We start from the raw sequence: 13,705 nt of genomic DNA, 5'->3' as shown, positions 1-13,705 counted from the left end.
ACTATGAAGAACTATACATTTTTTATCGCACTGCCCCTATTACTTTTTATGGCATGTCAGGAAAGCGCAAAGGAGTCAACAATGCAGGCAGAAGTTGGATTCGAGGCCATCTCGCTACTGGGAGACACCTTGTATGCAAGTAAACCTAGTGAAGCTGTTTTAGCGCAGCTCGAGGAAAAGAAAACAGCCTATAAGAGCGATCCCGATATCGAGAATTTGATCTGGTTCGGTCGTTACATTGCCTATTCAGGCGCCTACCAAGAAGCCATCGACTTCTACACCATGGGCATTGAAGAATTTCCTGAAGACGCAAGACTATACAGGCATAGAGGCCATCGATACATTTCCACTCGACAATTCGATAAGGCGATTGCCGACTTTGAAAAAGCCGCTCAGCTAAGAGAGGGGAAGGAAAATGAAATTGAGCCCGATGGAATGCCAAATGCACGGAATATTCCTGTGAGCACCTTAGATGGTAACATTTTCTATCATTTGGGTTTATCGCATTACTTAAAGGGCGATTATAAAGCTGCTTTGGATGCTTACACCAAGTCATTGAATGCCTCACGCATGGATGATAATATCGTATCCAATTCCCATTGGCTATACATGATCAATCGACGATTAGGCAATGATGAAGCGGCCCAAGAAGTCCTTGAATCCATAAACAAAGACATGGACATCATCGAGAATTTTGCTTACCACAATTTGTGCTTATTCTACAAAGGAGAACTATCAGAAGCGGAATTAACAGCAGCAGCCGATGGCGCATTAAGTGCCAATGATGCCATCAACTATGGCTTGGGCAGCTGGCACCTCGCCGAAGGCAATGTGGAAAGGGCAAAAGAGATCTTTACCGAGATCCTTTCTCATGATGGTTGGGCTTCATTCGGCTTTATTGGGGCGGAGGCTGACATGGCAAGAATGGAGTAACCACGGATCATTCCCTTCTGCATATCTTCTTGAAGGCACAATACTGACAACGCTCAGGATCATCGGTCTGCTGAAATGGAACCGATGGATCAAAGATCTCTTTGACCATCGCATCAAGCCGTTGTGCAAAACCGTTCAGTTCAAGATCTCCTAAAGCTTTGCCGCCATTTAACCATTGAGTCCCGTCCCCTAGTTTCTTCAATACCGTAATGCCCACTTGGGTGGACTCATGGAAATGAGGCTGTGTCAATACCGCATAGAGATAGGCTTGAAAGCCGGATTTCACTTTCGGGTTGGTGAAATACTCGTCTAGGATCTCATCTAGTTCTTTGTTTCTGGCACTGACAAAGTCGGCCTTCCCGGTCTTATAGTCGGTAATTCTCAATATGCCATGCTTTCTATCCATTCGGTCAATGGTACCACTTACTTTGGCTTTCAAACCTCCCGATACAGCAACCAAATGCTCAAACCCTTTTTGCTCTAATCCCACCACCTCGAACGGTGCATCCTGTGCGTCCAGGTTCAATACTTTCTGAATGACTTGCTGCATCACTTTTTTGGTCACATGATCCTTACCACTCAATTTCTGCTGGCGCTGTACGATCTTTTCTTGTCTCAGGGCTTCGTCTAACAGCTTCTCAATCCTTTTTGAAAGTGCTTTGATCTCTTCAGCCGTTACCGTCTGCCCTTCATACTCCTTGTACAACAGCTCCAATACCAGGTGGACCACATTCCCCAAATTCCGCGCATCGATATCTTCCTCTATGGCCTCAACCTCCCTAAAACGTGCTACGTGCTGTAAATAGAACTGTAATGGACAGTTGATATAGGTTGATAGCGACGTGGGTGATAAATAGGCTTTATCCCCTTCAACAGTAAAACGTTTCAGCAAGGTCAACACCTCCGCACTCTTCTCAATAGTGACCTCCACAGGTTGGGGCAACTTATCTACTTGACCATCGTACTTCAATTCTTCTACTTGAATATTGGGTAGTTCCTTGTAGAGTTTCAACTGTTGCAAAATGAAACGGCTCTTTTCACCCGTCGAATCGCCGGAGGTGCTGCTGTCATAGATAAAATGAACATTCTCGGCCCGCTGGATCAAGCGCTTGAAGTGGTAGGCGTAGATGGCATCCTGTTCCTCAAAGGTTGGCAATTGGAAGAGTCTTCTCAGCCCAAACGGAATATAAGAATTCAAATTTCTACCGGCTGGAATCTTTCCCTCATTCGCTGATACCACGACCACATGCTCAAAATCGAGTGTCCTGGTTTCAAGAAAACCCATCACTTGAACACCTTGCACAGGCTCACCTTCAAAAGGTACCTTCACCGAACGGAAATGTTCTTGCAAGATCTTCTTAATCAGCTTTAAGCTCAGACCTCCTTTATCGGACAAATAATCATTGAACTGATTGAGGGACTTCAGTAGGAAGTAGATGAATTCTCTGTCAGTTTGACCTCTATCCTCTTCCTTGAATCGATAGAACAAGGCAGTCAAATAGGCTTTGACTCCGGTATAAATGGAGCCCCAATCGGCCTTGGTTTCAAATAGACGCTTTAACTCTTCTGAATTGAGCATCTCGTTGAGCTCAGAAGCCAAGATCTTGGTCCTCTTCTCTTCTACTGCCCACTGTGTTAGCTCGTCATACAAGCCCTCTTGAAAAATGGCTGCATAGGCATTGGAAAGGAATGGTTTGAGGTCGTATAAATGGATGAGTCTTTCGCCTTGCTCTTCTCTTGACTTGAGCATGATGTCCAAAAAGCTGAGTAAGAAGTCGAAGACCACCGTAGCTTTCAGCGGATATCCCATAGTCACATTGACCTTATGCTCCTCCATAGGTAGAGCATAGAGCAACGGAACGAGGAGTTTTTCATCGGCCAATACGATGGCTGTTTTTTCGGGCCTAACACCCTCCAATAACAACTGACTGACCTGCTCTGCAGCCAGATGCACTTGTCCTATGCTTTGTGGAACAGCATGAAGAACAACCTGCTTTTCTGTGGCTAAACTCTGTGCATCGAAGACCACACTATCGGACCATTTCGATAGGTATTCTCGCATAAATCCACCTGCCTCTTCCTTTGGGTCATTGAGGTAGTAGGCATCCACGTCCCAATAGAGTTGTGCTTTTCCTCCCTTGTGCAAGGCGTCGAAGATGAGTTCTTCAGAGGTTGACAACGCATTGAATCCACAGAAATGATACTGAACAAAACGGTGGTCCAACGACTCCTGCGTGAGGATATTCGCTAGATTTCTATACAGCATGCCGCCATAGGCCTTTTCTTGCTTCACCAGCTGCTCCTGATACACCTCGTAGACTTTACCAACATTCTCCCAGATGCGCTTGAACTTGGTCAAAAGCTCTGTCTTGGCTTGTCGCTCGGTTAGTGTGCGATAACGTTCTACGATCTCTCTAAACTCTTCCGACTGGCCAAAAAGATGATCGATCTCTTTGATGTCCTGCAAGGACCGGTAGATCTTGCGGGCATCAGCCATGTACCGATCGAGTTCATCATAATCTTTGAGAATGATCTTTCCCCAGGCATAGAAATCATCAAACTGAAGGTCCTTTTCTTCCAGTTGGTAGATCTTGTAGAGTTCAAAAAGCAAGGTCAACTCGTCAGTAATGGACATTCCAGTCAATGACTCCACAAACTCTTCAATGCTGTACAGTACCGGCAGCATAAAGTCTTGCTTGTCGAACTTTTCGATCAAGGCTCGCTTGAAGAATAAGCCGCCCCTTTTCGTAGGAAAGACAAAGCAATGGTCTTTAAGTGCTGACAGCTCGACCGTTTGAGACACATGTTCTACCAACTGCTGATGAAAGCTCCTCATAAACGCACCTCCTTTACCTTGATGGGATTGAAGTAAAGCAAATAGCCTTTTGGCTGATACCCCATTGCTAGGATGGCGGCCATGTATTGTTGTACCTGGGCAATGTGCTTGCCGCTCTCTTCACCCGTCTTATAATCTACCACAATTGCTGTTTTACCCTTGATGAGCATTCGGTCTGGCTTCAGTTCCTGACCGTTGTAATGCAGCACACGCTCGTTATACACCTCGTAGTCATCGGAGAACCATTCGTTCACGTCCTCGCTGGTCAAGAGCTTTTCGATCTGCGACTGTACATTTTGCAGATCTGTACCTGAGATCTCACCAGCTTGTAGCTTTTTCCTCATCACCATGGGTAGATCTTCTTTGACACCCACATCGGCAAGCACATCATGTACTTGATTGCCTAGTGTGATGGCCTTGGCCTGATCCGTATCCTGGAGCATGAAAAAGCGCTCCGAATCGTTTCGAATACTTAGTCGATCAAGGAATCTTGATCTTGGATAGACCCTTAATGACTTGATCTGCTCCTTCCTCTCCTTTTTGCTGTACTTGTGGTGCTCCTCCCCCAGTGTAAAAACGGTAAACCCCTCTTCCACCGCTTCTTTCATTTCCATATCAGAAAAAACGGCATGCAACTGTTCGTGTATTCCTTTATTCCGTTGTTTTTGAGGTGCCGACAAATACAATTTCTCCCGTGGTCTCGTGAAGGCCACATAGGTCTTATTCAAAATATCCAAGGCATGTTCCTCCGCTTCTTGCCTGAGTGCCTTTTCAAAAAATGAGCCCTGAAGCTTACTCCGACTAAAGTCCAATGGGATATAAGACAGCTGCTTGTAGGTGTCAGGGAGTTGATTTGTCCAGAATTGATGTAGTCGTGCATTCGGTGAAAAGCTCCAACTCGCGAAAGGAATAAAGACAATGGGAGCTTCGAGTCCTTTGGCTTTGTGAATTGTCAGGATTCGAATCGCATTGCTGATCTCTGCCGTATTGATGGTTTCATCAGCACCTTCTTTTTCCCACCAATCCAAAAAGGTAGTGATGGAATGATGACCGCGTTGGCTTTGCTCCAACACAATATCCATGAACTGCTGCAGGTAGATGTCCGCCTTGTCTTTCAGGTCGAAAAGGAGCAACAGCTGATGCAACAGATCCACCAAAGACAGCTGCTTGAGGTTTTGATACTCCTTTAAAAAAGCTTCAGGAAAACCCGATTCCTTTAAGGTCAAGCGATCTCCTTTTGTGCGCAAATAAGCCGTTTGGGCAGTCCTATTTGTCAATCGTTGGTAAAGGACAATGAGATTAAGTTGCACGACCTCATCTTTTTCCGATCGGAGAAAATGCAACAACTCGATCAGGAAAACGACCAATTCACTTTGTGTCAACCGCAAAGATTCCCCGTTGACGAAGGGTATATTCTCCTCCATAAAGCGCATGACGATGTCAGGGATCTCCTTATTTCGATCGACAAGGATGAGCATGTCGCCAAAGCCATACCCTTGCTGCTCATTCGATCTGATCTGGTTGATCAGGTGATCGATGGCCTGCGTTTTCCAAGATTGCTCATCATGATAGAAGGTCGCTTCCACTAATCCGCCTGCTGCATGCTCTACTTTTTGCTGATGTCCCTCAAAAGCCAATTGAAAGAGGCTGCTCTCTTCAAGCAGGTCCAACCCATTGAGCGTTTGTGGTAATCTGTCGAACAAAGCGTTGTTAAACTCCACCACCTTGTTCAGGCTGCGATAATTGCTCTCAAGATGTTTATCCGTTTCTTCCGAATAAAAGCCCTTCAGGTCTTGTCTGATCTGATAGAGAAGCAATTTCATGTTTCCGCCCCTGAAACGATAGATGGATTGCTTTACATCGCCCACGATCAACACTTCATGTCCTTGCGAAAGCGCATTTTCGATCAAGGGGAATAGATTGATCCACTGAAAACTGGACGTATCCTGAAACTCATCTACCATGATGTGTTTGTAGGTACTTCCAAGTTTCTCGAACATGATGGGAGCATCAGCGACCTCCAAGACATCTTTAAGGATCTTATTGGTATCTGAGATCATCAAGATGTTGTGCTCATCACGATAGGCTTTCACTTCTTGATATAGTGCTTCGAGCAAGCCAAAAGTGTAGATGTTCTTGACAATCGCCGAAGCGGTCAAGTAATCCGGCAGTTGATGGGTTATGTAATTCAAGGTTGCACTTCCGATTTCAGCCAAATATGCTTCTCCTACCTCGCACGCTTTGTCGTAATGTGGGCTTTTCTTAGCCCCCCATTGCATTGACCCCTCGAGGGATTGCATGAAACGTTTTTTAGTAGTGATGTCATAATCACCCTTTTCTATTGCATTGAAAGTGGAAAATGCTCCATTACTACCGTAGTTAAAGTCTGCCTGAACCAATCCATTATCTTCTAAGACCTTAAAAGCCCTTTCAGCAAAACGCTTGGCGGTATTCTCAAATACTTTGATCTCCTTATTCAGGTCGTCGATCACCTTTTCTAATGATGATAAGGAGATCTTTGCTTTCTCAAAGTTTTCCTGAAAATCCTCTGAGAAGAGCCGCTTTCCCAATTTTTTGATGTCATCATCTAGATTCCAGGTTCTGTCTTGATCGATCTTTGATTTGGCGAATTGAGAGAGCCACCTCAGAAGTTCCGGTTTTTCATCCAGTGAGCGGTAAAGATTCTCCAAGCTCTCATTCAGTACCAAATCCTGATTCATTTCCACCTCATAACTCAATGGCAAGTCAAGTTCTCGGGCAAATGATTTCAGCACCCGAGAGAAGAAACTATCGATGGTTGACACCTCAAAGCGGCTGTAGTTGTGGATGATCAACTCATAAGCTTCATCCGCTCTTCGCTTTACTTTCTGTGCGTCAAATTCACTACCGAGTTCATTGAGCAGCGCCTGCAACATCACGGTTTCTTCTCCTCGCGCCAACTCTTGAAGATTTTCAAGGATGCGTGTTTTCATTTCCTCGGTTGCCTTTTTAGTGAAGGTGATCGCGAGGATATGTTTGTAATCCTGAGGCTGCTTGATCAGGAGCTTTATGAATTCCTTTGCCAAGGTGAACGTTTTGCCGGATCCGGCGGAAGCTTTGTAAACCGTAAGTGCCAATGGGTATGTGATTCAGTGAAAACTGAAATTAAGGAAAGCCGAGCGATAGAAAAATCTCTCTAGCGATAAATGTTCAAGGTGCCTCGAATATTTTGTTCAATATTCACCCCATTGATCTCTGCAGCCCAAAAGATCACATAAGAATACTTGCCATCAGGAGCAGGACCACCTTCAAAATTACCGTCCCATGCTTCATTAACATCATTCGTTGAAAAAACAATAGCCCCCCATTTGTTATAGATCTGTAAGGAATAGACCACATCACAATCAGCGACCGCTTTGAATTCGTCGTTTACTCCGTCGCCATTCGGACTGAAGGCATTAGGAACAAAGACATTGGGTCGTCGCTCTCCCTTTTCAATGGTCAACGTTGAGGTACACCCATTGGCGTCTTGAATGACCACGGTATACTCGCCTTCCGATAGGTTGCTGGCTTCTCGGCTATCGTCGTTTGGGGCATTGCTCCAGAAGAACTGATAATCAGGCGTACCTCCTTTAGCATCCACGAACGCAATTCCATCTGAAGCTTGTGGACAAACCGGATCGTTGATCAAGGTATTCAAATCGGCTTCTAGGAGCAGCGGCTCATCGACCACAATATTATCGAAACTCGTCTGGCAACCATTAGCATCCGTGACAATCACTCGATAGCTACCTGCCCTAAGCCCAGTGATTTGCGGAACCGACGTACTTCTATCAGTAGTCTCACCCACCCAATTGAAGGTATAAGGCGCAGTTCCTCCTTGTACCACCAGATCTATTCGTCCATTCGCTTCTTGGAAACAACGCACGGGTGTTGGTACCGGCGAGCCTAGGATCACCAATTCGTCCGGTTCATTGACCGTGTAGGTTTGCGACATGACTTCGCAACCGAGGATATCGCGAATGGTCGCTGTATAATCACCAGCGATCAGACCAGAGATCTCGAGACCGGTCATGCCGTTATTCCAGTCGGCAGTATAACCACCTGTTTTTCCGCCCTGCACAGACAAGGAAATGCTTCCGTTCGCATCGCCTAGGCATAAGGCATCGGTCACCACCGCCGAATCTGTAATTTCAGGATATATCGTGATGTTCAAGGTATCAGAAAAGCCTTCGCAATCGGAGATGGCCGGATTAAATTCTCGATACCAGATTCTACCCGCTGTATTTGTGCCCCAATCGACCATTACCTCATTGTTATAGGGGCTGCTGGTGAATGTTCCTCCTTCAATGAACCATTCGTACTCTGATCCATTCGTTTGAGGCGTGAAGTAGCGCATACTATTTCTATCTGAAAAACACACCTCAGTAGGTGTTGGACTCGATGCCAAAGGGTCTGCCGGCTCCAGGCGTTTATTGATGACAACAGGAAGAGTGATGACCTCACCTCGACAGCCGAGACTATTGATGGGAGTCACACGGATCAGTGCATCAGGTCGAGCAGCACCCCAATCGACCAAAATCTCATTCGTACCCTGCCCAGTAAAGCCCGTTTGACCGACTACTTCCCATTCGTAGGTATTACCAGCCGGACCATTGATGCTGTAGGCCACCCCAAATACATCGGGACAGATGGAAGCAGGACCTTGAATGGCATCTGCTTCCACATCGATGATGGTGATCTCCCTAGAGAATGTCTCTGCATTACCACAGCTTGGATTTCCTTTAGATGCAGTCAATGTGATGATATACTCTCCTGGACTAGTGTAGGTATGGGTTACTTGCTGACCTTCCGCTACAGCACCATCACCCAACACCCATGAGAAGGTATCAAAACGCGGTTCTTCACCAGGTTCTATTTCAAATGTGGCATCGAAATCTATAGAAGCATTGACACAGGCTTCTTCGGCAATTTCACCGATGAATTCATCTTCACCCACAATTTGTAGGTTGAGGTTCTCTAAACTTACCCCAGCTGAATAACCAAACGACTCGGCTTGGCCATAACCATAAACATAGGCAATTACTCCTTCCGGAGCCTTTACGTTATGATTACCCTGACTAATCCGAATGCTCGCATACGCATAATTGCCAATAGGAAGAAATTCTGCATTGACATTAACCCCGTCTAGCTCAACTCCAGCGATCAATGCACTTTGTTCTGTGATCAGTGTCAAATAATATTGATCGATTTCTGCTACAGTGAAGGCACTAAAATTAGCCTCCTTGATTCGTTGCTCAATGGGTGGCACGATGATCATAAAAGGGTCTGCAGCCACGCCATCACATTGCGAACTTCGACTAAACTGCGCCAGACTGATGGGCTTGTTCGCGGTAATCATTCTTTCATCTCGAAGTGCAGGATTCGTAAAAACCTCGCCCGCATTAAGTTGAATCGGCGGTAAACCTGAAATGGTTACTTCTGTGTTGTCTTCCGAGGCAATGATCTTGATTAGATCTCCTCCGGATCTGGATTCGTAAGGCACGTAGACAAAATTCTCTCCCCAGGTAGACAAGGGAAACATCTGTTCAACCAAATGATCTCTAAAACCACCACATTGTCCAACATTCACCCAATAACTCCCACCAAAAACCGCAATATTCTTACAGTCCTCTTCATTATCGCTTACGGCTTGAACATAAGTACCTGTCAGATCACCAGACGACTGAATTTGATAAACCTCACCGGCATTTAAGGTGATCACAAAAGTAGCGCCTGCGGCCCGACCACCAAAGGTGCGTGCAGTTGGTGTCACTTCGATTCGTGTATTGTCTTCCGTCGCGACAATCATCGCTTCTGAAAAACCTGGGGTTTCTGGATTACTTGTTGGACTTTCCCAATGTGCAGTAATGTAGTACTCTCTTCCGAGTGCAGACACTGGAATCAATACAGCCGCATCCGCGCTGAATCGTCTTTTATTCAATTGATAAGCGGAGATGGGCTCATCCGAGCGCACTTGAACTGCCTTATTGGAGGAACCCTCCCCTGTGGCCATTAATGAGATGGGTAATACAACGCGAACGGTATTTCCTGGTTGTATGGTAAACTGATCATTGAAACCTTGGGCCACTACCTCCACATTGGCCTCCGTTTTGGCACTTAGGTATAATTCCAAAGTCACCGTTTCGCCATTGGTGAGGTTTTCCATGTAACCAAACCAAAATTCAGTACCCTCAGTGGTCTGAGCATACGCCGTAGTGGCGCTTAAAACAAGCGCTAAGATGAAGAATAGTCGTTTCAAGTATTGCTCTAGCCTCAGGTAAATTGAAATAGTCGCCTAAATTATGTCCATCTGTCACAAATAAAAACGGAAACCGTTTATATTTTGACACAGTGTTCAACGAAAAGTTTAACTCTTTGTGCATGTTAAAAGCAGAATATTTGCTTCTTGGTTCATAGTTTTTTTGCTTTGAATAAAAAATCGAACAAATGGAGATCAAAGCGAAGATCGAGAAAATATTTCCCACACAGCAGATCAAAGAGTCGTTTAGAAAAAGAGAGTTTGTGGTTGAATACGCCGATAACCCACAATACCCGGAGGTGATCAAATTTGAATGCATTCAAGACAAATGTGATCAACTAGACCAATTTGCAGAAGGGCAACTAGTGAACGTGAGCTTCAACTTAAAAGGCAGAAAATGGACTGACCCTAAAGGAGAGGTTAAATACTTCAACTCCCTCCAAGCCTGGCGAATCACCCCTGAGTCGCAAGATCAAGGGGCGTCGGGTGCTGGAAATGATGCTCCTTTACCGGCAGCGACAGACGAACCCGATTGGCTGAGCGCTGATGATTCTGACGACTTGCCATTTTAGTTTATTTTATGAATGATATAATTATAGTTGGCGGGGGCATTGTTGGACTAGCCACTGCCTACCGCATATTGGAGAAGAACCCAAGCCTAAGCATCACGCTAATTGAGAAAGAAAGCAGCCTATGTCAACACCAAACAGGGAATAACAGTGGCGTTATCCATTCAGGGCTATACTACAAACCCGGCAGTTTGAAAGCCACCAATTGCATCAATGGATACAACCAATTGATCGATTTTTGTCAAAAGGAAGACATCCCTTTTGAGCTTTGTGGTAAAGTGGTGGTGGCAACAGATGCCTTCCAACAGCCCTTATTAGAAAACCTCTATCAAAGAGGCTTGCAAAATGGATTAGATCAAATCACCAAAATAACGGCTGACGAGCTCAAAGAGATCGAGCCACATGTCAAAGGCATCGAAGCCATCAAAGTTCCCTACACCGGAATTGTTGACTATGTCGCTGTGGCAGAGCGCTATGCAGACAAGATCCGCACTGCTGGTGGAGAGATCAAACTGAACGAGAAGGTCATCGGCATTGAAAAAAGGAATGGACATCATGTGATCAACACAACGCAAGGCAATTACGAGTGCAAACTCATGATCAACTGCGCGGGTCTGTATTCGGACAAGATCGCAAGAAAAACGACAGACGAAATCGATTTAAAGATCATTCCTTTCAGAGGGGAATACTTTGAGTTGAAACCTGAAAAACAGTATTTGGTCAAACACCTGATCTACCCTGTACCGGACCCCAACTTCCCTTTTCTTGGTGTTCACTTCACGCGCATGATCAATGGTGGCATAGAGGCAGGACCGAATGCGGTATTAGCCTTCAAACGAGAGGGATACAAAAAAACACAGGTCAATGTACCGGAGCTACTGGAAACACTGATGTGGCCTGGGTTCCAAAAAGTAGCTACCAAATATTGGCGAACAGGTTTTGGAGAGCTATATCGCTCATTCTCCAAATCGGCTTTCACCAAAGCTTTGCAAAAACTGATCCCTGAAATCCAGGAAGATGACTTAATTGCAGGGGGCGCAGGAGTACGTGCACAAGCCTGTGACCGAACGGGTGGCTTATTAGACGATTTCGCTATCGTTGAAACAACGGGAGCCATTAACGTGTGCAATGCGCCTTCGCCAGCAGCAACCTCTTCACTTTCTATCGGTGCAACCGTGGCTGAACTGGCCTTGAAACGATTCAACTAATGAAAAGAATAATCACTTGCTTTCTTTGCCTTCTTACATTCACCGGATATGCACAAGAGTTCAACATCATGTCGTTCAATATTCGTTACGACAACCCCAATGATGGAGAAGACCGATGGGAAGTCCGAAAGCAAGAATTGAGTGAATTGATTTCCTATTATGCACCTGCGATCATTGGGGTGCAAGAGGCTTTGTCTGCCCAAATGAGCTACCTCGATAGCACACTAGTCGATTATACCTTTACTGGTGTTGGTCGCGATGATGGTGCCGAACAGGGGGAGTATTCCGCCATCTTCTATGACAGCACGCGTGTGCTTCTCTTAGATGAGGGCACTTTTTGGTTATCGACCACTCCCGATGAAATCTCCAAAGGTTGGGATGCTGAATTACCAAGAATCTGTAGCTACGGTTTATTTCGTGATCGCAAGACGGAAAATGTGTTCTGGGTGTTTAACACCCATTTTGATCATGTAGGTGAAATTGCGCGGGTAAATTCCGCTGCTTTGATCGTGAAAAAGATCAATGCAATGAACATTGGTCAAAATCCAGTCTTGCTTCTTGGAGATCTGAATAGCGAACCCAGTGCCCCTCCTATCAAACTGCTGAATAACAACCTCAAGGATTCCTACCTAAACAGTTCGAAAGTGTATGGTCCGATTGGCACCTTTTATGGTTTCGATCCGCTTGCACTAGCAGACCGACGAATCGATTATATTTTTGGCAAAGGCGTCCGTTTTACTTCTTACCGAGTGATCGATGACAGAAGGGCCAACAATCGTCATATCTCGGATCATCTTCCGGTGCTTGTGCGTGTAAAGCTTAATTAGTCGGGAGTAAGGCTTGTTTTTGATAAGCCGATGGCGACATTTGAAAAGCCTTTTTGAATACACGATTGAAATAAGACAAGCTGTTAAAACCACAGGCCATATACACCTCTTTCACTTGGATGTGTTGGTCTTTCAAAAGGCTAGAAGCTTTTTTTAGTCGTTCATTATTGATGAACGCGATTGGTGATAAGCCCAACTCATTCTTAAAGACACGGTAGAAATTACTTTCACTCATGTACGCCTTATCACTTAACTCCTCAATGGTCAAGTCCTCATCCAAGTGTTCTCTGATGTATCGAATCACAAAAGCGAGCCGGTTCGAACTGCTCAACTGTATCGCATCCTGATCATAGATTCTTCTGTTCTCTGTTTGAAGTAATCTGACGATAAGTTCCTGAAGACTCATATCAACAAACAGGTCTTTGGATGGATGATTTTCAGTAAAGAGAAAAAGCAGCCTATTGATGATCTGATGCACCGCCAGATCATTTGTGAAATGGAAATTATAATCCGTAAAACGCCACTCCTTTCCTTCCACTCTAGGTGAATGCTCATTGATCAGATCAACCGTCCGACTGATCTTATCCTCAGAAATGGTCATAGCTAAGCATTTGGTGGGGTTATTGAGCTGGGCTTCGGGAAAGTCAATACACATGACTTCATTTTTCGGCAGTATTAGCGACTCCCCCGGTAAAAACTCAAAGGGTTCATTGTCATTCAAATGCATTACTTTTTTCCCCATCAACATACTGGCGAGTACCGTATGGTGAAATTGCAATAGCACCCGTTCCGCTTCTTGATGCGTTTCAAACACATGCATTTCGGCATTTGATAAAGAATACGTGGTCTGGTTTTCTACGAGCGTTTCAAGTCGTCGCCCCTTTAAAAAATTCTCAGGCAGGTTCATGTTCTACAATAAAATGAGCAACCAACTTACAATGAAGTGGTTAGAGCATTCCTGACTTATGTCATGTTCTTATGGTAGAATCGTTCATGTCAATGAGAGAATTGGTCAAGAAAACGATTGCACTTCCATTTAATTTTACAAAACG

The 13,705-nt window shown here is 45.0% G+C and carries 8 protein-coding genes; 4 read left to right on the top strand and 4 right to left on the bottom strand.

From position 1 onward, the window contains the following. Positions 1-3 precede the first annotated feature (3 nt). Entirely contained in the window at positions 4-933 is a 930-nt protein-coding gene (locus AC2D6U_RS03740; RefSeq protein ID WP_484719603.1) for a tetratricopeptide repeat protein, read from the top strand. Between the two features lie 7 nt (positions 934-940). Here the strand turns inward: AC2D6U_RS03740 and AC2D6U_RS03735 are convergent, their stop codons facing one another. Genes AC2D6U_RS03735 through AC2D6U_RS03725 form a run of 3 tightly spaced genes read right to left on the bottom strand, consistent with a single transcriptional unit; the run spans position 941 to position 10,049 of the window. After that, positions 941-3,769, bottom strand: a complete 2,829-nt coding sequence (locus tag AC2D6U_RS03735) for a PD-(D/E)XK nuclease family protein (protein WP_484719602.1) — start codon at positions 3,767-3,769, stop codon at positions 941-943. Beyond that, positions 3,766-6,885 (bottom strand): UvrD-helicase domain-containing protein, encoded by a 3,120-nt coding sequence (locus AC2D6U_RS03730; RefSeq protein ID WP_484719601.1) that lies wholly within the window; start codon positions 6,883-6,885, stop codon positions 3,766-3,768. The genes AC2D6U_RS03735 and AC2D6U_RS03730 overlap by 4 nt, the downstream gene beginning before the upstream one ends. A 59-nt stretch (positions 6,886-6,944) precedes the next feature. After that, complete coding sequence (locus AC2D6U_RS03725) at positions 6,945-10,049, bottom strand: T9SS type B sorting domain-containing protein (protein WP_484719600.1); 3,105 nt, start codon at positions 10,047-10,049, stop codon at positions 6,945-6,947. Positions 10,050-10,237: 188 nt separating this feature from the next. Between AC2D6U_RS03725 and AC2D6U_RS03720 the strand changes: the two genes are divergently transcribed. Genes AC2D6U_RS03720 through AC2D6U_RS03710 form a run of 3 tightly spaced genes read left to right on the top strand, consistent with a single transcriptional unit; the run spans position 10,238 to position 12,653 of the window. Further along, positions 10,238-10,621, top strand: coding sequence for a DUF3127 domain-containing protein (locus tag AC2D6U_RS03720; RefSeq protein WP_484719599.1), 384 nt, complete (start codon positions 10,238-10,240; stop codon positions 10,619-10,621). Between the two features lie 8 nt (positions 10,622-10,629). Beyond that, positions 10,630-11,826: an L-2-hydroxyglutarate oxidase gene (gene lhgO, locus AC2D6U_RS03715; RefSeq protein WP_484719598.1), complete on the top strand. Its 1,197-nt coding sequence runs from the start codon at positions 10,630-10,632 to the stop codon at positions 11,824-11,826. Then, complete coding sequence (locus AC2D6U_RS03710; RefSeq protein WP_484719597.1) at positions 11,826-12,653, top strand: endonuclease/exonuclease/phosphatase family protein; 828 nt, start codon at positions 11,826-11,828, stop codon at positions 12,651-12,653. Before lhgO ends, AC2D6U_RS03710 begins: the two co-directional genes overlap by 1 nt. Here the strand turns inward: AC2D6U_RS03710 and AC2D6U_RS03705 are convergent. Next, a complete protein-coding gene (locus AC2D6U_RS03705; RefSeq protein ID WP_484719596.1) occupies positions 12,646-13,560 on the bottom strand; it encodes an AraC family transcriptional regulator in 915 nt (304 codons plus the stop codon). The two genes, AC2D6U_RS03710 and AC2D6U_RS03705, sit on opposite strands and share 8 nt — an antisense overlap. Positions 13,561-13,705 lie beyond the last annotated feature (145 nt).

The sequence above is a fragment of the Roseivirga sp. YIW32 genome (genome assembly GCF_057219245.1).
Note: the sequence above shows the minus strand (reverse complement) of the source record. Positions and strands in the feature narration are given on the sequence as shown.